The organism is Corynebacterium sp. MSK004, assembly GCF_030232515.1.
In the GTDB taxonomy this organism is placed as follows: domain Bacteria; phylum Actinomycetota; class Actinomycetes; order Mycobacteriales; family Mycobacteriaceae; genus Corynebacterium; species Corynebacterium hesseae.
On sequence record NZ_JASPKB010000007.1, the window covers coordinates 58,697 to 82,106 of the forward strand.

The window sequence follows — 23,410 nt, forward strand, 5'->3', positions numbered from 1 at the left end:
ATGGGCGAGTGTGCCGGGCGGGGTGGCGCGGTCGGTTTAGCCTTCCTTCTCCCCGCTGTAGTGCATGGCGGTGTAGGTGGTTTCGCGGCGGACGATGCGGACGTCTGGGGTGCCGCTCATCGCGTGGATGGGTGCGGTTCCTCTGGCCTGTCCGAGGGTTGGGTGTTCGGAGAGTATGACCATGTTCTTCGGGTTGAAGCGGTCGCCTATCTTGCTGACGCATAGCCAGGTGGTGTCGGTGTGGCTCATGGGGCGTCTCGGTAGTCGATGGTCTTCCACACGCCGGGGGCGTAGGTACGGCTGGTGTCACCGTCCCTCTCTAAGATGTTGAGCTCCCCCGTCTCCCCTACTGTGGCGGCGAGGGTGTCCTTGTGCTCCTCGTAGTGGATGACTCCGGCGATGACGTAGGTGACGATGATGTTCATTGGCCTGCCTCCTGCCCGTTGTGGTCGAGGAGGTACTCGAGTGCTTCCTCATCACTGTCGAAAGCCGTGGTGTGTGTGAGCCATTGCTGTGCGAGGTGCGGGGGGAGTTGTAGGCGTACGGTGATGAAGTCCTCGTAGGGGCTCGTCACGTCCTCCTGGGGTGGTTCCTCTGTGGGGTTGAGGGAATCCTCTAGGGCGGTGAGGTCGTCCTGTGTGTATCCGGTGGCGTCGAGGTCTGGTAGCCAGTCGAGGAGGTCGAGGAGGGCCTCGTCGTTGTAGGTGGCCTCGTCAGACGTTTTGTTGTCCACGAGGACGATCTCTGCTGCCTGGGTGGCGTCAACGTCGATGATGTAGCAGGGCACCATGAGGTGCGGCTGGTCTAGGCCCGCCTCCTGGGCTTCAGCGTTCAGCTCACGCATCGCGGCGAGCGTATGGTTCCCAGCGAGCACGGCCCACTCCTCCCCGGTTTGCGCTCCGGTGTTCACAAGGAGAGGTTTAAACTGGCCGTGGTTCTTGAGGCTGTTTTTAATCGCCGGGATGTTCCCCTTACGGGGGTTCCGGCTGTAGGTGCGGAGCTGCTCGATGGGGAGATGTTCGAGGTGCCCCGTGGTGTCCTTTGCTTCCATGGTGCTGAGTGTCGGACACTACAGGGAGCGGTCAGTCTTCCTGCACCTGCGCGCCCTCTGTAGGTACGTCCGCTACCTCAATATCGCGTAGGCGTTTCGCGGCGGTTTTCCTATCGCCTTTCACGAAGATCATAATGTCTTGATGCACGCGGCCTAAGGATCGTCCACCGGTAAAGATTCTGCCTGCCCGTGTCGCAGCTGCGCCGACGGCGTTGAGTAGCACAGCGTCGTTGGCTAGATGCCATCCGGCGGGCGCGGCGTTGACCATACAAGATTTCATGTCGCGAAGGTCGCCTCTCCGATCGCGTGCTGAGCCGACAACGAACGCTGCGAACCTGTCCGGTTTTAGGCACCGGTCTACTTCCTTTAGTGTGGCAGTCATTGCGTCGTTGAAATCTTCGGTTGAAAGGTTGGACATGTCCGCCTCGTCGCCGGAGTACGTCTCTAGGTCATAGTAGGGCGGGCATCCTAATACGAAGTCGAAGCGCTCCGGCTGGTTTTCCTGCATGGCGACTGCGGAGTCCCCCTCTATCCATACTGGGGGGGTGGTGCCAGCAGCTAGGGGCACTATCCCTGCGATTAGGTTTTGCTGTTTGCGGTTCTCTTCGCATTGTTCTGGCCTGAGTTCGTGGCCTTGGTAGCTGCGGCCGAGTATGCTGCCGACTATCCCTCGTACGCTTCCACCTGCCCAGGGGTCGAGGGTGCGGTCGCCGGGGTTACTGAACCACGTATAGAGGAGTTCGCATAGCACGGGGTCGAATACGCTGGTTCCGCTTCCTGTGCTGTAGGGTTTCAGCTCGTCGGCGTATTTTTCAACGATTTCGTTTGTGGTGATGTCGGGATTTTTGGCGCAGGCTTTGTTTTTCACCTCGTACCAGTTAATAAACACGTTTACTGGATCGTTGTAAATCAAGTTATGGTCGCGCCCTTCATTTGACGCAATACCCAAATCCAACCACGCCTTTTTACGCTCTCGCCAGTCCCCACGACGGGTATCAATGACCGTCAAGGGTGGTACAAGAAACCGCTCCGCCAACGTAGCCGCCGCCTCCTCACTACGGCGCGTATCATCACTACCCGGCGACTCACCGACTGTAGATAACTCCTCAAGGTCGTCGTAGTCGTAGCCTGTGCCGTCCAGGTCATAGTCCACGGTGTCAAGAAGGCCGAGCAGTTCTTCCTCGTCGTAGCTGCCGAGGTCACTGGTCCTGTTGTCGGAGAGGAGGATCTTTGTTGCCCTCTCCTCGTCCACATCGACTACCCACACATCAACTGTTTGCCAGCGCGGATCATCCGGGTGCTCCTCGGCCAGGCGGCGCATTGCCTTAAGCCTGTGGTTACCTGCCAAGACCTCATTAGGGCGGCCGGTGTAGGTTCCACGATTTACGGTAAGTGGGTTGTAGACGCCATTGGCCACCATGCTGCCCATGATGGCATCTACGTCGCCTCGTCTCGGGTTTTTGTGGTGGAGGTTGAGCTCGGTGAGCGGTACGCGCTCTGGTTTGCCTATGTTGGCGGTGTCCTTTGCCGTCATGAGTATGCAGGCTAGGGAGGCTCCCCCGGCGGTCAGCGGCACCCCGTTATAGCCTCTCGGCCCACACAGAATCCCCTTCGGACATAAGCCGCCAGCCGTAACTCTTAAACAGCCACCTCAGCTCCCACGTGCGTAAGGTATGCCAATCCCCCGGGCTAGACGGACTATCTACGAAACAACCAGCGGGGATATAGAACCAGTCCGCCGTCTTTATCGTGTCGCCTCTGAGTACTCTAATCTCGGCGACCGCTGGCTGATTGAAGTTGAACCAGACGTCGTACCTCACGCCGCATCGTCCTTAGCCTCGGCGTTGTTGAAGTACTCGACAATCATGTCCGCAGTCAGCTGAGAGATCGTTATCCCCCGGGCGTCGGCAAGCCAGCGCATGTGATCAATCGCCGGTGACGGTAAACGGAAGTTTGTTTGTACAGCGGTTCGCTTGTTCGCCACCATGCGGTTCCTCGGTATGTACTGAGTGTCGGAGGAGAGGTAGCTGAGGACAATTTCGACGAGCATCCCGTTTCGCGCTATCCCCCACTCGTCGGCCGCATCGCACACCCGACGCTTCAAGTGCGGGGGCAGATGAAGCGTGCAGATTTCCAACTTCATATGCTCAGCCGAGCGCAGGTAATTAAGCGTCTCATGGTCCGCGAGTAGTCCCCTGAACTCCTCACGTGAGTGCCAGAAGGGTGATTTTTTGATAGCCATTAGCAGCCCCCGAGTATGGCGTCGTACTGGTCGCCGTTGACCTTTAGGCATCCCCCGCCAATTGGGTTTCCCTCGTGGTAGAAGACGCCGATTAGTACGCCGGTCGGGTGTTTGCTGGTGGGAGTGAAGCTTAAACCGTCTCCGAGGCGGTACACCTGTACCTCTTCGTTGAGGCGCTGCCCGATGCTCATAGTGGTGGTTCCTTTCTGCGTGGTGGTGTGCGCCGCTTGCAGGTGGCGCTAGTGCCCGTCAAGGACTCGAACCTTGGTGTCTGCCAGTCGGGCTGTTGTGGTGGCCTATGCCGAGAGCTTCCGCACGATCTCCTTGACCTGGCCCGTAATCTTCAGGGCTACGTCCGCCGCGATGCTGATTTGGACGGCGTAGTCATTTGCTTCATCTACGGTCATGGTGGAGAGGAGCCTAGGGGTGACCTTGGCCTGGTCGTCTTCCCAGGTGATGTTCGCGGCAATGTCGTCGCGCTGCTCGATGTTGACGAAGTGCATGTTTTTGTTGCCGGTGACGGTGACGGTCCAACCGTTTACGGTGAAGGTGGTGGTCTGGGGGTTCATTGTGATTCCTTTCTGTGGGCTCTTGCAGGAGCTTTTCTTGCTTACATCCATAAGCTTACACCACGGTTTACACAATGTAAATTTAGCCCTCTATGCAGCACTATCGGTGGAACCAATACCGGCAGAACCACGCTCACTGACGGCAAGCTGCGGGACTTGGTTGAGTCGAACCTCTGGGATGGGGAGGACGACCAACTGAGCGATGTAGTGGCCTTCGGGGATGGTTTGCATGTGCCTGCCGGTGTTGTGCAGGGATAGCATGATTTCCCCCGTGTAGCCGCTATCGATGATGCCGGTGCCGTTGCTCAACACGAGGTGTTTCTTAATCCCCGTTGAGCTGCGTACAAACACCATGCCGACATGGCCGCGTGGGATTGTTACATGCACCCCTGTGTGGCAGAGGCGGTGCTGCCCTGCTGGAATAATCGCCGGATGATTCAGCGCCAGGTCAGTGCCAGCATCATCCGTATAAGCACGACGCGGCGGGTAAGCGTCATGGTCGAGTGAATAGTTAACGTTCATGGGTTCCTATCTGTGAGTTTTGCGGGCGCGGATTGCGCGTTGTGATTCCCTGTTGCAGGTTCCGCATCTACGGGTGAGGTTTCCTTTTCTGTCGCGCACCCATTGGGTATTGGAGTGGGTGTATTCGTGGCCTTTCGCGCAGTGCGTCTTTCGCCGCCTGCGGCCTCCGCTACGTGGTGGTGGGGTCTCAAAGTCGAACCACAAGCGGCGGGCTTTTTCGGCAGCACGGCGCGCAGCGACCCGCGTAGTTGATTCCGGCCACCCCAGCGCGGCTGCGGCAGCCCTCAGAGTTGGGTACTCGGACATGTGGAGGAGGATTTCCCTGTCAGCGTCCGGGAGCTTCGCCATGACCTGCACGAGAGCAATAGGTGTAAGCGCGTCGGGCTGGTATGCCCGCGCTTTGGGTTCCCAGTACATGGTGAAGCGTGGCCCATACCCGTGTGCTTGTACGTCTTTGTCGTATGCCTTGCCCAGGTAGCTAATGGCGGCGGTGTAGCAGTCTTTCTCCACGCTTTCGGGGTGCTCCGCGAGGTGGAGGGCTGCGCCTTCCCACGCCTCCATGAGGGCATCCTCTATGGGGAGGTTGCGGCGGTATTGGGTGCTTGCGGCGGCGCGTGCTACATCCCAGAGCCTTCGTGGGTTAAGCCCCATATTTCATCTCCTAGGGTGAAAGTGTCGAGGTTGTGGACGATGCTGTGGCGTGCTTCGCGCCCGGTTTCTTGTTGGTAGACGGCGCGTAGGTTTTTGTCCGCTATGGTGCAGGCTTCGGGGTCGATTTCCACCATGAGCATTCGATGGTGGTAAAGGTCATCCAGCTGGTCGGGGCTGAGCCCTGCAAGCTGCATGAGGCGGGCAAGGTAGATCCCTGTACCGCCGAATGGGTCAGTAATGCGTACCTCTGGGTCTGCGAGGGTGTAGCCCTGGGCTGCGAGCTGGTGGATGACTGCGCGTACTTGAAAGTCCACAATTTCGACTGGCGTGACCACTACCCCGTCGCGCTGGCCCCGCATAGTGTCGGTGTCCCGCTGGTAGTCGTTGGCTATGCGCTGCTGTACTGCGGCGCGGGGGTCGTCAGTCATCTCCTTGTGTCTCCTAGGATTCGGGGTCAAGGACGATGCGGCAAACCCTGAATCGGGGGAGGTCTGCCGCCGTCATCTCCTGGTAGGGCATCAGTACTCGCCTCGCCTAATGAGGGTGATGACGTGTGCGGCTGCTTTGGCTAGGTCTGCTGCCCCGAGGTCTTTCAATTCTGCGGGGGTTGGATCGGTGTTGCTGTAGTGCTTCATGTGGTCGATGTCGTAGACGTAGGCGAGGAGTCTGCCCTCTAGCTCCTTCAGCTTTTCTTGGTAGTAGGCGGCATCCATGCCCGTCATACCAGTACCTTCAGTACCCAGAGGAGCATGTACACGGGGTGATTAGGGTCAGCGATTCCACCATCCGGGGTGTAGGCGGTGGAGAGAATATCAATGATTTTGCTCACAAGATCTCCTTAGATACGGGTAATAGTTTTCAAACTTGGTTCTCGTCCCACTCGGTTCAGATCGCCTCCTCGAGCTCTGGAAGCTGACCGGTGGCAGCGATGTATTGAAGCTCTTTCACTAAAGCTCCTCGCTTGCCCCCGTGGTTCGCAGGGCCGCCACACATCCAGCCGGTGGTCCATAGCCCTGCGCGAACAAGACCAAAAGAATCACGTTTCAGGACGTCCTCGGCGCACTCTGCAATAACGGGGCAACCCTCGCAGAGTCTGCGCGCCATGGATCGTTTAGCCTCAAGGGGCCTTTTATCGCCCTGAAGGTCGAAGATGTCCGGGGGTAGGGATCTACACTTGGCGTCCTCGGCCCAGTGGTAGGCGTCGACCCGCATTAGTAGCTCACCTCGTCAAATAGGAGTCTCATTTCCGGTTTCGTCCACGCCTCAATACCGGCCTCGGAGAGGATGCGAACACGGAAGTTCGCGGCCCATTTAGACCGGTAGGAACCAACCTCCCGGACGTCGTCACCGACGGTGCAGAATACCGTTGTCTTACCCGTCGGCTGGCGGAACACGGTAGACCACCTCCTGTTCGTGATGTTCAACGACTCTGAACCACTCGTTAGGGAACAGTGCCCCCATCCGGTGCATTTCCTCTACGGCCTCGTCTGGGACGATGAACACAACGCCTAACCATGCCCAGACGTCGCACGCCCGGCTCCAGTGCTGCACCCTGTACGTGATTCTGTGGGTCACTTCCCCGCACCGCCCTTCGCCCCGGGGCGGTGCTCGGCGATGAGCTCTCGGGCGTGACGTGGGCTGGATACGTTATGCGGCCAGTGGCGGCCCCTGCGCTTGAACATTCTGTGATTCCTTTCTGCGGTGATTGTGACGCGCTTGCAGGCGCGGTTAGGGGGAGGATTACACGCCCTGGGCGCAGGCGTTGATGTACTTCTGGTATGACTTGGCGGCGCCCCCAGCGATCGTCTCGTTCATTTGGTCGATGATGCCGTAGCCGATAGCCCTCTCCATGAGTTCCGCGAGGCTGTGATCCGGATCTTCGCGGAGGGCTGCACGGATGTAGAGCCGCTTACTGCTCACGTTCTGAGTGTGGAACGCCGCTAGGCATAGGGCGTTAGCGGTGGCGTGTGGGGTCTTGGTGAATTCGGATGCCCTAACCCAGGCGAGTTCTTCCTCGGGGTTCGCGCCGCGATTGAAGTACGTGTCCCTAAGGAGTGGAGATTCGAGGCTATCGGCAAGCAGTTGGATGACGGTTTTCTCGTCGTCTTGGGTGGCCTCTCCGCGGATGATGCGGTCTAGGTAGGCGTCGCATTCCGGTTTAGCGGCTAGCAGATCTTTGAGCATTTTCGATTCCTTTCTTGGCACTCTTGCAGGAGTGTGAGCGTGATTCGTGGAATGCGCTCCCCTCCCTTTTGCTAGTTAGCGGACCCGTTCGATCATGTCGCCTGCGATAAAGAACTTGACGATGTTTCCCTGTCGCTTAATTGGGGTTCCCATGACGGTGGAGAACACGTAGGTTCCTGCGGCGGCATTGCCTGTGCTCGTGAGGTTGCGGCCCGCCCAGTACTTGGATTCATCTTTCGGGCTGCGAAGCGTGTAGCAGGGTCTCTGTTCGCCGTTGTCGTAGATGAAAACGTCCCGGTAGAGGTCATAGGTTCGGGTGGTAACGGTGACACTTGTGATGTATTCGTGGGTGACTTCAAGGAGGTCCATTGTGATTCCTTTCTGCTTGCCCTTGCAGGGGCTTTCTTGCTTACATGTCTAAGTATAGATCAGTGTTTACAAAAAGTAAAATTGAGTTCTCTAACCTGCCTTAACGTAAGGTTCAGGAGCACTCTCACACACCCACAAATCCATCCACATACGCCCGCGCAACCCCTTAACAGCAGGCCAAATAACCGGCTCCGGCTTACCCATAAACCTCGGCAAATCATCCGGCACCAACCCAAGCCCGGGAATCTGCTTCGACCCCCTAGAGAGCGCGTCATAAATCGGCTTCCCAGACGCCGCCACATTATCCGTATCCCGGCCCCTATTATCGCGAGGCCTGTAGTGCAGCTGCACAATCAGATAGCTCATACCCTCGGGCATCCGCACGTTGCGGGCGAGAAGGTGAACGGCCTGCTGGATCTCCTTCTTCTTTGCGGCCCGGCCCCACACGGCGCCCTTCGATGCCGGGGCGGAATCGTTCAGACTAAGGGGCGGCTTCTCCCACGGGAGCTCGATAGTCGCGAGGTGCTGCGGGCTGTCCGGGTAGGACATGAGGAATGGCTCTTTCATGCTGGAATCTCAAATAAGGTCGGTTGGATAGTTACGGCCCCTCGCTTGCGGGGCGGGGCGGAGTGACGCTTGCGGTCTATCGGCTTCCTCAACCCACGCTGCTCAGTCGGGTTCTCTTTCTTCCACTGGGCGTAGGCGGATCGGCAGGCCGTGCAGAAGCCTCGGGCATAGTGCATCTGGTAGCCTTCCGGCTGCTCCTCATGCCGGTTCCACTTGATCATTGGGCGGCTGCAGTTTCGGCACCTGTCGGGGCGGCGGGCGCCGATATTGTCGCGGCGCGTCGTCTCAATGAGGTAGGCGGGGACTTCAACCTGGGCGATGGCGGCGAGCTTATAGGCAGTGTCAAGGTCACCGTGACAGACAACGCCCGCCTGGATGACGTCGGCGGCGGGTGCCCTCAAGTCCTCGCTTAGGCTGGTGCCTGAGGTGAGGGCATCGGAGGCGCAGCGCTTGAGGAGTGGGCAGGCGTGGCACATTTTGAGCGCCGCCTCGATACTGTTGTGCGGTGCTCTGGCTGGGTTTATGAATGCTCGGTTCTTGGTGTTGGTGCAGGCTGGCTTCACGACGTTCCCTAGTGGTGCTGGTGGGATTCCTGTGTCGTGGGCTATTGTTCACCGTCCGATCTTGTGTGCCAATCCCCCGCATCTCGCGGGACGCAATAAGACACCATAAGACTAGACGGGGGCGGCGGAAAGATACCCCCGATGAGCCCACAAACCTCGCGCCAGCACCTCCGCCTGCTCGACACTCAAATCAACCTGAACACCCGCAACTTCCAGCGACACAGCGGAATACTCGTCACCTGGCGTCGTGTCAGTAAACGACTCCACACGGACAGTGCCACTAGCGGACTCAATAACGGTAGGCGGCATGGCGTCTCCTCACTCTCGGCGGCTAACGAAGGCAATGTTAGAACATAGGGGCGACACGCACCCCCGCTATGGATGTATTCGCAGGCCACCTATCAGAACGGCGGCTCTGAACCCCCACTGCTGAAGCCGCCCTGCGGGGCGCTATTCCACGGGTCCTGCTGCTGCGCCTGCTGCCCGCCTCCCTGCTGGGCCTTCGACATGCTGCCCACCATCCACATCAACGACGGGCCAAGTGCCCCCTTGCCCGGGTTGACAGTCACCTCCAGCGAGGTACGCTCCGCGCCCTCCCTCGTCGTGTAGTTGCGGGCCGTGAACTTGCCCTTGACGATAACCTCCATGCCCTTAGCGAGCGTTTCGGCGGCGTGCTCCCCTAGCTGCTTCCACGCGCTCACGCGGTAGAACGTGGCGTCCCCGTCCTCCCACTGGTTCGTCTCACGGTTGAACCGGCGCTCATTTACCGCGACACTGAACTGGGCCACTGGGGTGCCCTGAGGGGTGTATCGGAGCTCTACGTCGGTGCTGATATTTCCGACGATCGTGACGTCTTGAATGGTCATGGGTGTATCCTTTCTGATTTTTTGGGGCGGTCAGCCCCGCGACGGTTGCAGCCGCCGCTTTAGGAGAAGTTTCTAGAATCCTGCTTTTTCGTAGCCCGTGAGGGACGCCCCCGCCGAGGCACAAGCCGTCGGCGCTGATACCCCGGCGCAGGAGATGTACCAGTGATCGCCGTAGATTAAGGCCGTATTATCAACCTGCTCGGCGGCCCCAACCATTGCCTCCACAAGATTGCCGGTCGGGTCGGTGTTCACAATGTACGAGACGCCAGACGTCTCACAGGTCAACCCCTGCTCGATGCTGTCGGTATTCGCGCATGTCACATTCTGGCCCTGTAGGTAATTGAGCACCTGGATAGCCGATTCGAATGTCTCCGGGTCCGTCTTGCCCGGGGCTGCCTCGGTAGTCGTGGGCAGCTCACTGCTGGGCGTCGGGGTGTCCTCGGCCCCACCGCCGCATCCCGATAGGAGTAGCGGGGCGGCGCAGGCCGCGAGTAGAATTTTACGCATTGTTTTGTCCTTTCCTTTCATCGTTCGCCCTTAGCAATAAGGGACAGCATCGGCTTAGAAACACCGAGAAGTTCAGCCATCTTCCCCATTGGCACACCAGCGGCGCTTGCCCGGCGGACAGCGTTAGACCTCTCGGTCTTAGCGGCGCGCATGGCGTCCTTCAAGTCCTCGACCTCCCGGTGCGCTTTTTTCGCATTCTGTAGGTGCCGCTCTTGAAGTGCGGCGAGTTCATCATCGGTCAGCATGTCTCTATCGTATCTAGGGGCAGCTATGCCACACTCATCCTTCCTCTACTAAGTCGGCGACGTCGAATAGGAAGAGAGCTAGCGGTTTCCATTCGTGCGGCATGAGGTTAAAGGTGTCGTCACCTGCTTTGAGATAGATATACTCGCGGCGGGCGGTGGCGGTGAGGTCACAGACCGCGCCGCTAGGGTCTTGGATAGTGATTGTGTTCGGGGTTGGTTGGGTTTCGCGGTCTGCGTACTCCATGGCCTCAGCCCAGGCGATGAAGGCTTTATAGCGCTTCCATCCGTATTCGGCTGCGTACCATAGGCCGTACGCTTTAGTGACTCTCCAGCGTCTCATTCTTCCTCCCATCGCCAGCTAAAGCCGGTGGTTTTGTCTTGGTGGTAGCCCTGGTGCCCCTTCTTGCGGAGGCACAGGTGCGTGTCGTGCTCTGGGTGCGCGCCGGTGGTGATGAAATCACAGCATTTGGTGGCGCACATACGGGCTTCAAGACGTTGGTTCTCTTCCTCGAAGCGCTCCCGTGCGGTGGCCGCGTACCGCTTGGCCTGTAGTACGTAGGCCGGGATTACACGGCTCATGCCTCCTCCCATTCCCCTACCCAGCGGCGGTGTGTGGGGTCGCCGTCGAAGTAGTACACATCGGTCATGCCTTTGTGGTCTCCGAGGTATTCGGCGTGCTCCCACTGGCCTGTTGGTGGTGTTCCGTCGGGTGCCCAGGCGCGAGGCAAATCGGGGCGTGGGGTGACTTCACTCGTTCTTGCCCATTCGCGCACGGGTCGCCCGTCAATAAAGCGAATGACCTCCACATTTACGCCGCGAAATTGCACGCCGTCAGTGATTGAAATGAGCACTTGGCCCCAAAATGTATGGTTGCCCCACATACCGACACATTCGGCACGCTCTGTGGGGGTCATGTCTGCGAGGGGCTTAGTCATAGCGTGAAGGCTCCTGTCCATAGAATGGCCGCTAATGCGGTATAGGTGAGAGCGGGGATGAGGTCAGGCTTCTGCCGCCACTTTGCCCGCCTGGCGATTTGAATAGCTCCTAGGGTGGTGGCGCTAAATGTGGCCGCGCACGCCCCAGCGATAATGATCACTTTCATGCTGGCTCCCAGTCCCCTACCCAGCGGCGGGCTTTGCCCTCACCCTCACCAAACTTATCTAGCTTCACCTCAATACCGTTAGGCGGAGCATCGTAGTAGCTCATGCCACCCTCTGACAGTCCCTCGATGCTTACCGCGTTCTTGAGAATCCCGGGGTCTAGATCATCGTAGGAAACAACCACATGACCGTCCTCCCACTCTCCGGGAACCGGCTGGCCGTCTGGTGCCCAGGCGCGGGGCAGGTCGGGGCGTGGGGTGAGGTTCTCGGGAATGGTGAGAGTCCCCAGCTGACCTTCATGGATTAGCTCACAGAATCCCCGGTTTATGGGGCTGTCGCCTACGTAGATTGCGAGGTTGGTGCGCTCGTCGGGGTCGGGGAAGTCACACCACATTCCTCGGCAATGAGAGCGTTCCTGTGGGGTCATGTCTGCCAGTGTTCTCATGCTTGTTCCTTGATTTGGTCGTAGATGGGTGTGTCTTCTGGTGTGTGGTGATTGTCGCCGTCAAGTTGAATACTGTCGGCGTAGATGGTGAGGTGAACACGGTGAATACCGTGTCTAAGCACCTTGATAGTTATGTCTTCGTCACTGTGTAGGAGTGGGATACCGTCGAGGGCGATGCTGCGCGGTGTGATGTTTATTTTGTGAAGTCTCATGCTTCCTCCCATGGGCCGACTAGGCGCTTGGCGCGGGCCACGTGGTCACCTAGGTCTGGGCCTTTCTCAGTGGTTTCGTCCAGGGTGTAAAAGCGCGGCGGTTGATAGTCCGCCTCTTGGTAGTCCATGCGGGCGAGAACATGGAGAGCTTCAATCCCCGCGTAGTGCAGCGCCATGTCTACCTTCGCGTACTGGGGTCTAAGCTCGCGCAGTAGTTCCCTGTTGGCTTCTTCCGGGGTCATTCTTCCTCCTTGTGGTTAGCGGCTGAGTATTGGGCTGCTGCGAGTACGGCGAGGGCGAAGAAGCGGGCTTCCGCTGGGGTGAGGTCGCCGGGTTCGACGCGCTGCACCATGATTCTGCCGCCGGGTGCTGTCCATACGCTTGGGCCGGTGAGGCCGCAGGGTAGCCATCCTTTGCCGTCTGGTACGAAAATGCTTGGGTCGTTCGCCTCCGGCAGGTCTGGTGCGAGGAGTCCCGCCTCGGCGAGGGCGTTGGCGAGGCGCTCTGCTTCGCCCGCCGCTGTGAGGATTTCCCCGCGCTGCCACGTTTGGTAGACCTCGTCGTAAATGACCTGCCCGGCCTTGTCGATGTTGCTCATTCTTCCTCCCTGTGGTTGGCTGCTGCGAGTAGTGTGTGGGCAATGACTTCCGTCTCTTCTTCGGTGAGCACTAGGCGGAATGATTGCTCGTTGTAGTCATGCCCGAAGGCGACGATGTGCTCTCTCATGCGGCGAATATCGCCGATGTGGTAGGGCAGGTACCACGTTGCTCCGCGAGGTGTGCCCCAGTCAGGCTCCGGCAGGTCTGGTGCGATAAGCCCGTAGTCGGCTAGGTGCTTTGCGATGCGTGCGGGGCTGTCGCCGTTTTTCATGCCGTGGGCGATGATGTTCGCGGCTTGGGCCATTTTGTCGGCTCCAGCGGCGATGTGCGCTAGGGAGCGGTGAAGCTTGTCTTTATCCATCGTGGTCTCCTAGGATTTCCAAGATTCGGTTGTAGATGGTCTTGTGGGTGGTGATGATTCCTGCTCCGCCTGCTTCCGGTGCTTGCTTCACTAGGGCGTTGTGTGCTTGCGCTTCGTCGTTAGCCCAGTCGATAAGCTCTTCTCGTAGCCGGAGCGTTTCTTGGGCTATCTCAGGCGCGGCGGCTGCGAGGGCAGCGTGTGGTCTGTGGACTATGCCTAAATACTTTTCGTCAGCGCTGAATATCTGGCATGACGTGTCGGGGCGAGGTTCGCCGTCCATGTAGTATCCCCGCGCCTCCCACGGGCCGGGTGCGGCTTCAGCGAGTAGGCGTTTCAGGTTGGGGGTACTCAAGTCGTTCATTTGTGGTCTCCTAGGTATCGGTTGAGTTTGTCGCGGAGTGCGGTGGCCTCAGCGCGGCTCATGGTTAGGGTTTTCATCCGGTCGGGGTGCTCCTCAAATCGGATGGTCACCTCGTAATCACGCCATGCCCCGATGGTGTCCCCTACCTCTACGTAGCGCGGCTCAGTCATCGTGCACCTCTGTGAGGGTGTAGCGGCGACCAGTCGGGGTGAAATACTCGGGCCGTGCCACCGCCTTCATTAATGGCGTATAGGGCTTCTTGATGAATTCGATGAAGCCGCTGTCCATTTTCCGAAGCATCACGACTTTTCCCAGTTCAGGCGTATCCGCTTCTGCGAGGTAATGCACGCTGTCAAGCCATTCAATATCCGCCATGGTGGGGAACGGCTTAGGTGGGAGGGCTTCGAGGATTGCTCGCTCGTATTCGTCTGGGCGGTATCCGGCGCGTCTTTCTACAAGCTCGCACATGCCGGTAAGTGCCGTGTACGCCCGCAGGATTTGGTCACGAGTTGGGTTAGTCATCTTGTACCTCCGCGAGTTCGTAGCGGCGACCGGTAAGGGTGAGGCTTCCGGGATACGCCGCGTCATACCTAGATGCACACGCTTCAGGAATGAAAAATTCGATTAGTCCTTCCTCGTCCGGCCCCAGCATTATCACCTTCCCGCAGGACTTATGTTCTGCTTCCGCGAGGTAGTGCTCATCGTCGTCCCACTCAATTTCCGCCATGGTGGGTTGTGGTCGCGGAGGAAGGGCGGCGAGGATGAGGTTCCTGTACACGTTAGCGGAGAAGCCGCGTAGCTCGGTTACGAGGTCGCAGACGGCATCTAGTGCGTCATGCGCCCTGATGATGTCTTCTCGGGTTGGGTTGGTCATCTTTTGCTCTCCTTGATGTGGTTGAGTAGTCGGTTCCAGTCGGGGTCGTCGATTTGGGTGAGGGTTGTGCGCTGGGGGTAGGTGTCGCGCCTGTGGGCGCATTCTTCCCGCACGTCGCGGGCGATGACACGGCGAGTGTTGTCGCTGAGGTCATCCCAGTGAGCTATCACCCAGTCCACGGTTTCCTTGACGGTGTAGGTGGCGCGGCCCCTGGCGTAGCGCACCGCGCCGATGACCAGGAACTCGTCACGCGGGCCGAGGCTGATCCCGGGCATTGCCCTAGCCTGCCTTCCGCATAGCCAGGGTGAGGGCCGAGGGGCGGTAGATTCGGTCAAACTCGGGTGTGGTGCCGTCCCAAATATCGAGGTCTACAAGCTCCTCGGCGGTGCGCATTGCTTGGGCGAACTCTTTGAAGTTGACCGGCTCGTAGTCCTCGTTGTCCCACGCCTCAAGGAGGTCAGGGCGCTCGTCGTAGACGGGGGCGTTCATGATGAGGCCGTGGCGGGTAGTGGTGCCGTCGGGGTGGGAGAGGACGGCGACGGCTTCAACTTCGGTGTAGTCGTCGTGGGGCTCGCCGTAGCGCGGGTATGGGAGGCTCATTCTTCACACCCCCAGTCCTGCCCCGGCAGAGACGCCGGGGAGGTGGCAAAGCGGTACCAGAGTGCGACGGCGATAGTCGAAAGAAGGACGGCCACGGCGGTGCCGATAGACCAGTGGAAACTCCGCCCGGCTTGAACCCCGGCCACTACCGGGGCCCACACGATGGTGATGAATAAAGCAAGGTCAATGAAGATTAAATCTAGGGTGCGCGATGACATGCGCTGATTCCTTTCTGCGGGCCGCTTGCAGGCGGCATTATTTCCAATTAGGGGAGGTGGTCGGTGGCGTGAACGTCATCCCCATCACGCTCACGCCCCGGGCCTTACCCAGCGTTCAGGATTTCCCGGAACTCAGTAACCATCTCCACTCCGAGCTGAACATCCTCAACATATGAACGGAGGTTCAGAGAGTCATGGGCGATACGCGGACGAAACTCCACCTTCACATCCCAAACTTCCTTAACGCCGTTCCAGTAGGCGGATAGGCTGAACTGTGCGGCTTTATCATCCCCGAGGTACTCGATCTCGACGTCTTTATCTTGCGGGCGCTTTCCGGTCTCAGTGACTCGCATTTCGTAGGCAAGCCCGTTATGGCTATATACGGAGCTCGTTGTGACGCTCATTGTGATTCCTTTCTGCTTGCCCTTGCAGGGGCTTTCTTGCTTTCGTATCTAAGTATAGATCACAGTTTACACAAAGTAAAATTGAGCGCTATGAACTGCCCGTTCCACCTCGTAACCCGCGCTTTATACGCTCCACAATACCCGCCGTATCAACCTCCCCAGCGTGACCAACCTCCAACGGCTTATAGCCCCGAAGCTCACCGAAAGTCCCCGCCGCCAACTGCGCGTCACGCTCCTCGCGCAACCGCTCACGGTGAGCATCCAGCTGACGCTTCCGCACCGGATCGGACTCCCACCGGTCACGCACCGCGAACGCCGCCTGCTTAAGGTCACGCGGCGTCACCATACGTGGCCCGGCAAGCTCCAGCGCCCACAGCCTCACCGCATCCGGCCACACCTGCGGCGGTAGAGACACCGTAGCGAGTACATCGCCCCACGCGTCCACCACCTCAGCCGACGGCTGCGGAAACCGATCCGGGGCCAGGCGCTTCCCATACTCGAGGACGTAGGCAGCTAACTCGCGCTGCTGTGGTGTGCTCATTCTAGGTACTCCTCAAATAGTGCCTGCGGCCCCGTAGGCGGCTCAAGGCCGGGCGGCAGGGGGGAATGGGTAGAGCCGGGCAGTTCGCCGCTATACGGGGCGTCAAAGGACGGATTACGGGGTGTAGAGCTGGACGGGGCGAAGTCCAAAAAGCTCGGTGCCCGCTGACTCCCGCCCCTCGCCGGGAGCGGATCATCATCCCACCTCTCAGCATTCAGCCATGATGAGGGATGCGCGGTGAACTCATCCTCGCGGTTCGGGTCATCCCGGTACCGGCGCATCCCCTCAATGATGACCTGAGGGTCAGCCTTCTTCACCGCTTTCTTCCACGCCTTGCGTGCCGCCCCCTTGCCGACCTTTCTTGGAACCGTGTCCCAGAACTCGTCGAAGCGATCATCCGCAGGATGATCAAGTTCTTTGAGTTCAGGTTTGGGTTCAGGGTTTGGGTTCTCTTTGGGTTTGTGTAAACACGTCTTTACCCCGTCGGTTAACACGTCTTTACCCCGTGCGTTAAACACGTCTTTACCCCGTTGAGTTAATACGTCTTTACCCCGTTCATCATGCGGGGTAAACACGCCTTCATGCCGTTCAAGCACCTCGGCTACACCGTTATCGGTCTCACGGACGCCCTCCTCGGGCTTCACCAAATCAAGGTTCAAAGTCCACACAGTCGGCCTCCTATCCGGCCTCAAGTGAGACACCCAGTGCGGGTTACCACGGGCAATAAGACCAGCCTCCTCAAGGGAACGGATAGCCTTATGCACCGTCGGCACAGACACACCAATCTCCTCTGAGAGGGTCTTAATCGACGGCCAACACACGCCCGTATCATCGTTATATCGGTCCGCCAGAGCTATGAGCACCAGCCGGTTGCGGCACTGGGCCGCATCCCGCTTAATCGGCGCTTTAGACATAGCCCACTTCATTGCTTGCAAGCTCACCTTATAAGCCCACTTTCTTGTAGCCGCCGCCCTCAGTAAGGAGCACCCACTCGCGGCCTATCCGCATCGCCACCTCGCCGGGGTTGGGGTGATGCGAGTGCACAATCAGACCACGCTCACGCCCCACCTGAGGCGACACATGGGTGATGTGGTGGTGGCAGGCGTGGCACAAAGCGGCCCCATTACTCACGGTGTCGTTGTGGCGTTGGCGGCGCTGGCGGTGATGCCACTCCTCCGCCCTGCCGGTGCATACGCCAGGGAGTCGGGCCTCGCACCTGCCCCGGCTGCGCATCATCACCGCCTCGTACACCTCAGTCGGCATTGCCCCACCACGGCGGGGGCGGCGCTTCATTGGGGATCGCTTCATCCCAAAGATTCCTTTCTGCTACTCCCCCACACCGCTCACGGTTGCAGCCGTATACAGGCGGGGTACATGGATTATTTTAGGGCGGCCCTTGTATGGCCCGGGCCGCAGGGCACGAAAAGATAGCTAGGCCGGTGGCGCAGGCACCCGCCAGGGGTCTGCAATCCCACCGGCCTAGGGTCGTGAGGAATGTAGCTAGGCGGCGTCGGCGGTCGGCTCGACCACCTCACCATTCAGTACGTTCCCAACGGTCTCCTGAGCTTTCGCCATGCGCTGAGCTTTCTCTAGGCGGTCTAGTGTGTCGCGGGCCATGCCAACGAGCTCACGATCTGACCTTGATTCGTAGTAGCGCAGCGCCCGACGAAGGGTATCCACGTCCCCGGAGGACTCCGCCTGGAGTAGCCCCTGAGTCTGCTTAGAGACGTATGCCTTCCGCTCCTCCGCCCGCTCCTCGGCAGCCTTCGCGGCCTGCTTCTCCTCACTGAACTCCCCATCGGGGCGGGTCTCAACGAACGTAGACGGGGCGGCATCCGCACCAATTCCCATGCCGTCCAGCAGCTTCGCAACCGAGAAGTCATTGAACGTCATCTCGGTGCCGGGTTGGAGCTGAAGCTCGGGGACGGTGGTGGCGATCTTCGTCATCGTCCACTGGCGCGGAGCCCTCGCCTGAACCACGACCTGGCAGTGGAACGGCAGATTCTTCTCCGCCTGCACTTTCCAGAATTTATCCCGCGTCGGGTTTCCCTTCTCATCCATCGCCGTCACAAGTTCGAGCCGGGAGGTCATTAGTACCGGGCCGGGGAACTGGCGGCACTGCTGCAAGATGCCGTTCCATGTGGACTTAATCTGATTCCACAGGTCCATGCTGAGCCGCACGCCCTCCTCGGGGACCTTGCGGCCCTTGCTGCGGGCACGGCGGTTCGCCTCCTCCTGGCCGTTGTCCTGAAGGAGCTGCCAGATTTCGGTCATCGAGTCGATGATGAGAAGGTTGTGCTTGCCCTCGGCCGGGGCCTGCTGCGAGGCCCATTGAATGGCCCCACGAATCTGCCCGACGGTTCCGTCGTGCTCAACTATCAGAAAATCAGCACCAGGGACTGCGCCATAAGCATCCGCCTGAGACTCTCCAACTTCAATAAAAAATGCCTTGTCAACTGCGCTCATTGATGTGGACTCGACAGCTGCCCACGTCTTACCGGCGCCCTCGACACCGGCGAGAAGCACCAACGGGAATGAAGCCTTGCAAGATGGTCGGCGGGTTGTGAACTCCATGATTATTTCCTTTCCATGATTGTGTTGAAGTAGCTATCTGAAAGTTCTTGCGCTGTATCTGCAAGTCCCGGATGATTAATCAGATAAGCGCGAGTACGAGAGCACGCCAGGCAGTCCCTGTAGCCTTTCTTGGCTATTGACGGAACCAGGTTTGGCGCGGTAAGCAGATGCCCTCTTTTGCACGTTGTTTTCTTGCTCTGGAAGTGCGTGCCATGACGAATAATGTCGCGGATGTTTTCAGCGTGGGTGTCATAGCGTAGGTTCTCTACGCGGTTATTCGCTGGGTTGCCGTCGTTGTGGCATACCTCCATGCCTGCAGAACGTGGTCCTATAAATGCCTCGGCAACGATTACGTGAACGCGCTTAGTTCGGGGATGCGAGTCTTTTAGCAGATTCACATAAAGGTGCCCACTCTTACGCACGCCAGGCTTCAGAATGCGCTCGCGTACTGTGATGGTTCCGCTGGACTTATGCGGTACTTTGCGCCGCAGACTCTTTATTTTTCCGTGGCTAGAGACTTCATAAAGTCCCTCAAATCCGATTACTGGTTTCCAGATTTCCTCACCCATGATTTACTTCTCTCCTGCTTCGAGTGCGAGGACAGTGCCCGCCTCTTTTACAAGATGATCAATTGCTGCACGCGCCGCGTTAGAACGCTTGGAATTGATAGCGACCCGTGGCGATGAGGCTTCCTTGATTTCCCAACCGGTAGGAAGTTGTCCGCTGATTTGCCAGTCTTCGAGAACTTTCGCGGCGATTTCGTCCGCATCCTCCTTCACGACAGCGGACTCAAGTAGGTCTGTGCGCCCGAGCTCCATGAGGAGGCGAATAATTTCCTCATGGCGGGGATCGGATGGAGCGGGCAGGCCGTCAACAATTTCACGGCCCTGCTCCTCAGCCATAGCGAGAAGCACAGCACTGTCGGTACAGACCGCTTTCATTCCGGGCGCCGACTTCGACACGCTGCCCAGCTCAAGGCCCTGGGCGTTCTTCACAGTGCGCTTATCACCGGGCTCCATGTCACGGGTGATACTGTCCTTAAACTCTTTATGGATGCCGTTGAGCTTCCTTAGCACTACGGCCTGGAGTAGGACCTTCTCGTATGGGTCGCGCTCTGCGGTTTCGAGCGCCGGTGTCGTGGTGTTATCATGTGTGTGCATCGTGTTTAGATTCCTTTCTGCCGATGCGGCCCCTCACTTATGGAGTTGCAGCTCCGAGGGGTCTTTTTACGTTTTAGGCCGCGTTGAGTAGTTCCTGCATCTCAATGCAGCGGTCTAGGTCGGCCTTCTTGAAAAAGACTCGCCAGCCTAGTTTGGTCTCCGCGAGTAGGCCATCTCGCCGAAGTAGATAAAGCGTGTTCCGTGAGATGCCTCCCAGGTATTGGCAGGCCTCCTTCTGGTTGTATAGCCCATCGTTTTTGTAGGCCATATGGTGATTCCTTTCTGCCTTGCAGGGCTGTACCGTCCGGTACTAGGTGGGCCCTTTTTGAACCCATACCCAGTATTATAATGTACTAGACCGTACCGTGCAAGATTAGGATCGCCACCGCTGATAACCTCATAGCCATGACCACACCCCAGCAGTGGCCTGCTGGCCAACTACTCCAACACGCCCGCGAACGCGAGGGCCTATCCAAGGCCGAAGCCGCCCGACGATCCCGCCTATCAGAATCCTGGTGGCGCCGACTCGAGACCGGAATCAACATCCGAGACGGCAAGAAGATACCCATCACCCCCACCCCGGAAGCGCTGGCGAAAGCCGCCCAGGCCGTCAACCTCCCCGTGAACCAGGTACTCGAGGCGGCGGGTCTCGCCCCGGAACGGGAGAACCCGGAAGACCTACAAGACGAAGCGGCGCAGCTACTCAAGGCCCTACCCATTCCACTGCAGCGAGAAGCCGTCGCCTACCTGAGAGGGCTGACCGTAGGAAGTCGGCAGGGCTAGCCTCTCCGCGTACTGGGCTAGCGCGGCCTGCGCCTGCGCCCGCCCCACATGCACATATCCCAACGTTGTATCCACAGTGGACTGACCAAGGATGACCCCAATCACCTGAGGCGGTACCCCGCACTCGGCCAGTAGAGATGCCGCCGTATGTCTAGCGGTATGGAGGTCCACTATAGGAAGTCCCGCCGACTTTAAGGCGGCCTTCCACCTGGCAAGCGCAACTTTCGGGCGTAGCGGATACCCGCGCTCGGACACCCACATGAGCCCCCACCGGTTCGACGGCGTCACCTGAACGTGCTGCCAGAGCATCGCATCCAGCGGGGCGGGTACGTGCACTAGACGTACTGAGGATGAGGTTTTCGGAGGGGCTAAAATCAGGTTCCCCCACAGGGGCTCGTAGTCGTACCCAGGGGGTAGCGCAAAGCCACGCTCGGGGCACTTGCTCGGCCTCACATCCTCGTTACAACGGCACCCCTCGCCATGTGCCCAGGACACCTCGACCAGTGCCCTATCTAGCTCCGCCGTGCACCCGGCTGGCGAAAAGCCCACTTTGGAGCGTCGCAGCCCTAGCAGCTCGCCTTTACGGGGACCAAGGAATAGAAACGCCGCCCACAGGGTTGCGAACGGGTCCCCCACCTGAGCTGAGTGGACTATAAGATGCCGCGCTTCATCCGCCGTGAGCGACGTCCGCTTCTTCGATACCGCCCTTGGGCGCGGCACCTGAGCACACGGGTTCCGCTCGATGAGTCCGCGCTTCACCGCGTCCTCCATACAGACAGACAGTGACGACCTCACCATCTGCACCGTCCGGCTAGATACATGAGCATCTCGCACCGCCTTATCGAGCTCGCGCACCTCGTCAGCCCCAACGTCACTCAGCTTGTATTGGCCGAGCGTTGGGATGATGTACTTGCTCGCGTAGGACCTGTGATTACGCAAGTTGTTCGGGGAGAAGGTTTCGGCTGCTGTAGTTTCGAGCCACCGGGCGACGTGGGTTTCGACGGTGATTTCTTCGGGCGTGGAGCGTCCTTTTTTGAGCTTGATGAATAGCTCGTTCCTACGCCTGACGCATTCCGGTTTCGTCTTGGCGGAGACGGTGCGGCGCACCTGTCGTCCTTTGCCGTCATAGCCAACGGTGATAGCGGCTCGATACCGCCCGTCCTTGGTCTGGTATATGGAGCCCATGGTGAGGTCTCGTACTGGTCGCATTCGAACATCCTGAGTCGGTTGGTAGCTAGGTTTGGTAGCTAATTTTGTAGCTACTCTCCGATACAGGCTAGTACACGCTAGTACGAGTGCGGTAGATCGACGTAGCTGGAGCTAAACCAGAAACACGCCCTGTACTGGTACAGGAAAAACCCGACACTCAGACTTCCAAGCTGAAGACGCGGGTTCGATTCCCGTCATTCCCTCCAAGGAAAAGCCGCGCTAACCACCTAATTTAGGTCGTTGGTGCGGTTTTAATCGTTTTCTGCACGGATGAACAAGCTCTGCGTAGAGTGGGCCGCATGACTGTACCTAATATCAAATTGCACGATGGAAACTCCATCCCGCAGCTCGGCTTCGGCGTCTTCAAGGTTGACCCCGACAAGACCGAAGAGCTGGTCCTCGAGGCCCTCAAGGTGGGCTACCGCCACATCGATACCGCTGCCATCTACGGCAACGAGGAAGGCGTGGGCCGCGCGATCGCCAAGTCTGGCATCCCGCGCGAGGAGCTGTTCATCACCACGAAGCTGTGGAATGACCGCCAAACTGACGCAGCCGCAGCCCTCGATGAATCTTTGGAGAAACTGGGGCTCGACTACGTTGACCTCTACCTCATCCACTGGCCCTGTCCGGACAACGGCCACTACGTCGAGGCATGGAAGCAGCTCATCGAGCTGAAGAAGGCCGGCAAGGCAAAGTCCATCGGTGTCTCCAACTTCGAACTTGAGCACTTGGACCAGCTGGAAACCCAGACTGATGAAACCCCCGTGGTCAACCAGGTAGAGCTGCACCCCTACCTGCAGCGCTGGCGCGAGCTCGATGCCTTCCGCGCCCACCAGGTGCATATCGAAGCCTGGGGCCCACTAGGCCAGGGCAAGACGGATCTCTTCGAGCAGCCGGAAATCACCGAGCCCGCCGAGAAATACGGCGTCTCCCCCGCTCAGGTGATCATCCGCTGGCACCTACAAAATGGCGTCATCGTGTTCCCGAAGTCCGAAAACCCGGAGCGCATCGCGCAGAACTTCGATGTATTCGGCTTTGAGCTTGATGATTCCGAGATGGCCGCCATCACCGTTCTCGACCTTGGGGAAGAGGGCCGCGGCGGCACTCACCCCAAGGACATGAACTAAGCCTCCGGAAGCTCCGGCGGAATGTTGGTGCGCTCGTACTCGGCAAGAATGTCGATGCGGCGCTGGTGGCGCTCAGCACGGGACCATTCCTGATCAAGGAAAGCGTCCACGATGGCGAGTGCCTCCTCCTCAGAGTGCATGCGGCCACCGATGCCGATGAGCTGGGCATTGTTGTGCTCGCGGGCCAGGCGTGCGGTCTCCGGCGACCACGCCAGGGCGCAGCGCGCGCCCTTCACCTTGTTAGCGGCGATCTGCTCGCCGTTGCCGGAACCACCCAGCACGATGCCGAGCGAGCCCGGATCGTTGACGGTCCGCAGCGCGGCCTCAATGCAAAAAGCCGGGTAATCATCCTCGGCGTCGTACTCATGGGCACCGCAGTCAATGACGTCGTGGCCCTGTTTCTTCAGGTGTTCGGCGATGACGTTCTTCGTCTCGAACCCTGCGTGGTCTGCTCCTAAATAAACGCGCATGGCCCACATCTTAGCGGTCAGCGGGCACGCCCGCCG

The 23,410-nt window shown here is 59.0% G+C and carries 48 protein-coding genes; 2 read left to right on the plus strand and 46 right to left on the minus strand.

What is annotated here, in order from left to right:
• Positions 1 to 36: 36 nt before the first annotated feature.
• From QP999_RS09300 to QP999_RS09510, 44 genes are all read right to left on the minus strand, one after another.
• Positions 37 to 249 carry a hypothetical protein gene (locus tag QP999_RS09300; RefSeq protein ID WP_284848152.1) on the minus strand — a complete coding sequence of 71 codons (213 nt, stop codon included), beginning with the start codon at positions 247 to 249 and terminating at the stop codon, positions 37 to 39.
• On the minus strand, positions 246 to 425 hold the full coding sequence (locus QP999_RS09305) for a hypothetical protein (protein ID WP_284848153.1): 180 nt from the start codon (positions 423 to 425) through the stop codon (positions 246 to 248). Before QP999_RS09305 ends, QP999_RS09300 begins: the two co-directional genes overlap by 4 nt.
• The gene (locus QP999_RS09310) at positions 422 to 1,051 is read right to left on the minus strand and encodes a ParB/RepB/Spo0J family partition protein (RefSeq protein WP_284848154.1); all 630 of its coding nucleotides are present in this window, start codon (positions 1,049 to 1,051) and stop codon (positions 422 to 424) included. The genes QP999_RS09305 and QP999_RS09310 overlap by 4 nt, the downstream gene beginning before the upstream one ends.
• A 31-nt stretch (positions 1,052 to 1,082) precedes the next feature.
• A complete protein-coding gene (locus QP999_RS09315) occupies positions 1,083 to 2,585 on the minus strand; it encodes a ParB N-terminal domain-containing protein (protein WP_284848155.1) in 1,503 nt (500 codons plus the stop codon).
• Positions 2,586 to 2,867: 282 nt separating this feature from the next.
• Positions 2,868 to 3,293 (minus strand): hypothetical protein, encoded by a 426-nt coding sequence (locus tag QP999_RS09320; protein ID WP_284848156.1) that lies wholly within the window; start codon positions 3,291 to 3,293, stop codon positions 2,868 to 2,870.
• The gene (locus QP999_RS09325; protein WP_284848157.1) at positions 3,293 to 3,484 is read right to left on the minus strand and encodes a hypothetical protein; all 192 of its coding nucleotides are present in this window, start codon (positions 3,482 to 3,484) and stop codon (positions 3,293 to 3,295) included. Before QP999_RS09325 ends, QP999_RS09320 begins: the two co-directional genes overlap by 1 nt.
• 105 nt (positions 3,485 to 3,589) lie before the next feature.
• Positions 3,590 to 3,862 (minus strand): hypothetical protein, encoded by a 273-nt coding sequence (locus QP999_RS09330; protein WP_284848158.1) that lies wholly within the window; start codon positions 3,860 to 3,862, stop codon positions 3,590 to 3,592.
• A gap of 90 nt (positions 3,863 to 3,952) precedes the next feature.
• The gene (dut, locus tag QP999_RS09335; protein ID WP_284848159.1) at positions 3,953 to 4,384 is read right to left on the minus strand and encodes a dUTP diphosphatase; all 432 of its coding nucleotides are present in this window, start codon (positions 4,382 to 4,384) and stop codon (positions 3,953 to 3,955) included.
• A gap of 6 nt (positions 4,385 to 4,390) precedes the next feature.
• Positions 4,391 to 5,035 (minus strand): hypothetical protein, encoded by a 645-nt coding sequence (locus tag QP999_RS09340; protein ID WP_284848160.1) that lies wholly within the window; start codon positions 5,033 to 5,035, stop codon positions 4,391 to 4,393.
• Positions 5,002 to 5,463: a hypothetical protein gene (locus tag QP999_RS09345; protein WP_284848161.1), complete on the minus strand. Its 462-nt coding sequence runs from the start codon at positions 5,461 to 5,463 to the stop codon at positions 5,002 to 5,004. Before QP999_RS09345 ends, QP999_RS09340 begins: the two co-directional genes overlap by 34 nt.
• 90 nt (positions 5,464 to 5,553) lie before the next feature.
• The gene (locus QP999_RS09350) at positions 5,554 to 5,757 is read right to left on the minus strand and encodes a hypothetical protein (protein ID WP_284848162.1); all 204 of its coding nucleotides are present in this window, start codon (positions 5,755 to 5,757) and stop codon (positions 5,554 to 5,556) included.
• A gap of 163 nt (positions 5,758 to 5,920) precedes the next feature.
• Positions 5,921 to 6,247, minus strand: a complete 327-nt coding sequence (locus QP999_RS13420) for a WhiB family transcriptional regulator (RefSeq protein WP_350309533.1) — start codon at positions 6,245 to 6,247, stop codon at positions 5,921 to 5,923.
• On the minus strand, positions 6,247 to 6,429 hold the full coding sequence (locus QP999_RS09355; RefSeq protein ID WP_284848163.1) for a hypothetical protein: 183 nt from the start codon (positions 6,427 to 6,429) through the stop codon (positions 6,247 to 6,249). The genes QP999_RS13420 and QP999_RS09355 overlap by 1 nt, the downstream gene beginning before the upstream one ends.
• Positions 6,430 to 6,775: 346 nt before the next feature.
• Positions 6,776 to 7,219: a DUF4192 family protein gene (locus tag QP999_RS09360; RefSeq protein ID WP_284848164.1), complete on the minus strand. Its 444-nt coding sequence runs from the start codon at positions 7,217 to 7,219 to the stop codon at positions 6,776 to 6,778.
• A 75-nt stretch (positions 7,220 to 7,294) separates the two neighbouring features.
• A complete protein-coding gene (locus QP999_RS09365; protein WP_284848165.1) occupies positions 7,295 to 7,588 on the minus strand; it encodes a hypothetical protein in 294 nt (97 codons plus the stop codon).
• Between the two features lie 90 nt (positions 7,589 to 7,678).
• Positions 7,679 to 8,155: a RusA family crossover junction endodeoxyribonuclease gene (locus QP999_RS09370; protein ID WP_284848166.1), complete on the minus strand. Its 477-nt coding sequence runs from the start codon at positions 8,153 to 8,155 to the stop codon at positions 7,679 to 7,681.
• Entirely contained in the window at positions 8,152 to 8,718 is a 567-nt protein-coding gene (locus tag QP999_RS09375) for a WhiB family transcriptional regulator (protein ID WP_284848167.1), read from the minus strand. Before QP999_RS09375 ends, QP999_RS09370 begins: the two co-directional genes overlap by 4 nt.
• Before the next feature lie 111 nt (positions 8,719 to 8,829).
• A complete protein-coding gene (locus tag QP999_RS09380) occupies positions 8,830 to 9,027 on the minus strand; it encodes a hypothetical protein (RefSeq protein WP_284848168.1) in 198 nt (65 codons plus the stop codon).
• Between the two features lie 92 nt (positions 9,028 to 9,119).
• Positions 9,120 to 9,584 (minus strand): single-stranded DNA-binding protein, encoded by a 465-nt coding sequence (gene ssb / locus QP999_RS09385; RefSeq protein WP_284848169.1) that lies wholly within the window; start codon positions 9,582 to 9,584, stop codon positions 9,120 to 9,122.
• 72 nt (positions 9,585 to 9,656) lie between these two features.
• The gene (locus QP999_RS09390) at positions 9,657 to 10,091 is read right to left on the minus strand and encodes a hypothetical protein (protein WP_284848170.1); all 435 of its coding nucleotides are present in this window, start codon (positions 10,089 to 10,091) and stop codon (positions 9,657 to 9,659) included.
• A gap of 17 nt (positions 10,092 to 10,108) precedes the next feature.
• Positions 10,109 to 10,336 carry a DUF6003 family protein gene (locus QP999_RS09395; RefSeq protein ID WP_284848171.1) on the minus strand — a complete coding sequence of 76 codons (228 nt, stop codon included), beginning with the start codon at positions 10,334 to 10,336 and terminating at the stop codon, positions 10,109 to 10,111.
• Positions 10,337 to 10,370: 34 nt separating this feature from the next.
• Complete coding sequence (locus QP999_RS09400) at positions 10,371 to 10,676, minus strand: hypothetical protein (RefSeq protein WP_284848172.1); 306 nt, start codon at positions 10,674 to 10,676, stop codon at positions 10,371 to 10,373.
• The gene (locus QP999_RS09405; protein ID WP_284848173.1) at positions 10,673 to 10,915 is read right to left on the minus strand and encodes a hypothetical protein; all 243 of its coding nucleotides are present in this window, start codon (positions 10,913 to 10,915) and stop codon (positions 10,673 to 10,675) included. The genes QP999_RS09400 and QP999_RS09405 overlap by 4 nt, the downstream gene beginning before the upstream one ends.
• Positions 10,912 to 11,271 carry a hypothetical protein gene (locus QP999_RS09410; RefSeq protein ID WP_284848174.1) on the minus strand — a complete coding sequence of 120 codons (360 nt, stop codon included), beginning with the start codon at positions 11,269 to 11,271 and terminating at the stop codon, positions 10,912 to 10,914. The genes QP999_RS09405 and QP999_RS09410 overlap by 4 nt, the downstream gene beginning before the upstream one ends.
• A 163-nt stretch (positions 11,272 to 11,434) precedes the next feature.
• Positions 11,435 to 11,881, minus strand: coding sequence for a hypothetical protein (locus QP999_RS09415; protein ID WP_284848175.1), 447 nt, complete (start codon positions 11,879 to 11,881; stop codon positions 11,435 to 11,437).
• Positions 11,878 to 12,093, minus strand: a complete 216-nt coding sequence (locus QP999_RS09420; protein ID WP_284848176.1) for a hypothetical protein — start codon at positions 12,091 to 12,093, stop codon at positions 11,878 to 11,880. The genes QP999_RS09415 and QP999_RS09420 overlap by 4 nt, the downstream gene beginning before the upstream one ends.
• Complete coding sequence (locus tag QP999_RS09425) at positions 12,090 to 12,335, minus strand: hypothetical protein (protein WP_284848177.1); 246 nt, start codon at positions 12,333 to 12,335, stop codon at positions 12,090 to 12,092. The genes QP999_RS09420 and QP999_RS09425 overlap by 4 nt, the downstream gene beginning before the upstream one ends.
• The gene (locus QP999_RS09430; protein ID WP_284848178.1) at positions 12,332 to 12,691 is read right to left on the minus strand and encodes a hypothetical protein; all 360 of its coding nucleotides are present in this window, start codon (positions 12,689 to 12,691) and stop codon (positions 12,332 to 12,334) included. Before QP999_RS09430 ends, QP999_RS09425 begins: the two co-directional genes overlap by 4 nt.
• Positions 12,688 to 13,053, minus strand: a complete 366-nt coding sequence (locus QP999_RS09435; RefSeq protein ID WP_284848179.1) for a hypothetical protein — start codon at positions 13,051 to 13,053, stop codon at positions 12,688 to 12,690. The genes QP999_RS09430 and QP999_RS09435 overlap by 4 nt, the downstream gene beginning before the upstream one ends.
• Positions 13,046 to 13,414 (minus strand): hypothetical protein, encoded by a 369-nt coding sequence (locus QP999_RS09440; RefSeq protein ID WP_284848180.1) that lies wholly within the window; start codon positions 13,412 to 13,414, stop codon positions 13,046 to 13,048. The genes QP999_RS09435 and QP999_RS09440 overlap by 8 nt, the downstream gene beginning before the upstream one ends.
• Positions 13,411 to 13,584: a hypothetical protein gene (locus tag QP999_RS09445; protein WP_284848181.1), complete on the minus strand. Its 174-nt coding sequence runs from the start codon at positions 13,582 to 13,584 to the stop codon at positions 13,411 to 13,413. The genes QP999_RS09440 and QP999_RS09445 overlap by 4 nt, the downstream gene beginning before the upstream one ends.
• Positions 13,577 to 13,936 carry a hypothetical protein gene (locus tag QP999_RS09450; RefSeq protein ID WP_284848182.1) on the minus strand — a complete coding sequence of 120 codons (360 nt, stop codon included), beginning with the start codon at positions 13,934 to 13,936 and terminating at the stop codon, positions 13,577 to 13,579. The genes QP999_RS09445 and QP999_RS09450 overlap by 8 nt, the downstream gene beginning before the upstream one ends.
• Entirely contained in the window at positions 13,929 to 14,288 is a 360-nt protein-coding gene (locus QP999_RS09455; protein ID WP_284848183.1) for a hypothetical protein, read from the minus strand. The genes QP999_RS09450 and QP999_RS09455 overlap by 8 nt, the downstream gene beginning before the upstream one ends.
• Positions 14,285 to 14,563, minus strand: a complete 279-nt coding sequence (locus tag QP999_RS09460; RefSeq protein ID WP_284848184.1) for a hypothetical protein — start codon at positions 14,561 to 14,563, stop codon at positions 14,285 to 14,287. The genes QP999_RS09455 and QP999_RS09460 overlap by 4 nt, the downstream gene beginning before the upstream one ends.
• Positions 14,564 to 14,567: 4 nt before the next feature.
• The gene (locus tag QP999_RS09465; protein WP_284848185.1) at positions 14,568 to 14,888 is read right to left on the minus strand and encodes a hypothetical protein; all 321 of its coding nucleotides are present in this window, start codon (positions 14,886 to 14,888) and stop codon (positions 14,568 to 14,570) included.
• The gene (locus QP999_RS09470; RefSeq protein WP_070564417.1) at positions 14,885 to 15,106 is read right to left on the minus strand and encodes a hypothetical protein; all 222 of its coding nucleotides are present in this window, start codon (positions 15,104 to 15,106) and stop codon (positions 14,885 to 14,887) included. The genes QP999_RS09465 and QP999_RS09470 overlap by 4 nt, the downstream gene beginning before the upstream one ends.
• A 104-nt stretch (positions 15,107 to 15,210) precedes the next feature.
• Positions 15,211 to 15,510: a hypothetical protein gene (locus QP999_RS09475; RefSeq protein WP_284848186.1), complete on the minus strand. Its 300-nt coding sequence runs from the start codon at positions 15,508 to 15,510 to the stop codon at positions 15,211 to 15,213.
• 88 nt (positions 15,511 to 15,598) lie between these two features.
• On the minus strand, positions 15,599 to 16,051 hold the full coding sequence (locus QP999_RS09480; protein WP_284848187.1) for a hypothetical protein: 453 nt from the start codon (positions 16,049 to 16,051) through the stop codon (positions 15,599 to 15,601).
• Positions 16,048 to 16,977 (minus strand): LvrA C-terminal domain-related protein, encoded by a 930-nt coding sequence (locus QP999_RS09485; RefSeq protein WP_502870658.1) that lies wholly within the window; start codon positions 16,975 to 16,977, stop codon positions 16,048 to 16,050. Before QP999_RS09485 ends, QP999_RS09480 begins: the two co-directional genes overlap by 4 nt.
• Positions 16,978 to 16,993: 16 nt before the next feature.
• Positions 16,994 to 17,359: an HNH endonuclease gene (locus QP999_RS09490; RefSeq protein ID WP_284848189.1), complete on the minus strand. Its 366-nt coding sequence runs from the start codon at positions 17,357 to 17,359 to the stop codon at positions 16,994 to 16,996.
• A gap of 192 nt (positions 17,360 to 17,551) precedes the next feature.
• Positions 17,552 to 18,625, minus strand: a complete 1,074-nt coding sequence (locus QP999_RS09495; protein ID WP_284848190.1) for a hypothetical protein — start codon at positions 18,623 to 18,625, stop codon at positions 17,552 to 17,554.
• Between the two features lie 2 nt (positions 18,626 to 18,627).
• Complete coding sequence (locus QP999_RS09500) at positions 18,628 to 19,194, minus strand: NUMOD4 motif-containing HNH endonuclease (RefSeq protein WP_284848191.1); 567 nt, start codon at positions 19,192 to 19,194, stop codon at positions 18,628 to 18,630.
• Positions 19,195 to 19,197: 3 nt separating this feature from the next.
• Complete coding sequence (locus tag QP999_RS09505) at positions 19,198 to 19,785, minus strand: hypothetical protein (protein ID WP_284848192.1); 588 nt, start codon at positions 19,783 to 19,785, stop codon at positions 19,198 to 19,200.
• A gap of 73 nt (positions 19,786 to 19,858) precedes the next feature.
• Entirely contained in the window at positions 19,859 to 20,053 is a 195-nt protein-coding gene (locus QP999_RS09510) for a helix-turn-helix domain-containing protein (protein ID WP_010191031.1), read from the minus strand.
• Positions 20,054 to 20,190: 137 nt separating this feature from the next.
• Between QP999_RS09510 and QP999_RS09515 the strand changes: the two genes are divergently transcribed.
• On the plus strand, positions 20,191 to 20,568 hold the full coding sequence (locus QP999_RS09515; protein WP_010191032.1) for a helix-turn-helix domain-containing protein: 378 nt from the start codon (positions 20,191 to 20,193) through the stop codon (positions 20,566 to 20,568).
• Here the strand turns inward: QP999_RS09515 and QP999_RS13425 are convergent.
• Positions 20,497 to 21,777, minus strand: coding sequence for a tyrosine-type recombinase/integrase (locus tag QP999_RS13425; protein ID WP_502870659.1), 1,281 nt, complete (start codon positions 21,775 to 21,777; stop codon positions 20,497 to 20,499). The two genes, QP999_RS09515 and QP999_RS13425, sit on opposite strands and share 72 nt — an antisense overlap.
• Positions 21,778 to 22,076: 299 nt before the next feature.
• Here QP999_RS13425 and QP999_RS09530 point away from each other — a divergent pair, with 299 nt between their 5' ends.
• Complete coding sequence (locus QP999_RS09530; RefSeq protein ID WP_070597435.1) at positions 22,077 to 22,904, plus strand: aldo/keto reductase; 828 nt, start codon at positions 22,077 to 22,079, stop codon at positions 22,902 to 22,904.
• Here QP999_RS09530 and QP999_RS09535 read toward each other — a convergent pair.
• A complete protein-coding gene (locus QP999_RS09535; RefSeq protein ID WP_010191143.1) occupies positions 22,901 to 23,374 on the minus strand; it encodes a ribose-5-phosphate isomerase in 474 nt (157 codons plus the stop codon). The two genes, QP999_RS09530 and QP999_RS09535, sit on opposite strands and share 4 nt — an antisense overlap.
• Positions 23,375 to 23,410 lie beyond the last annotated feature (36 nt).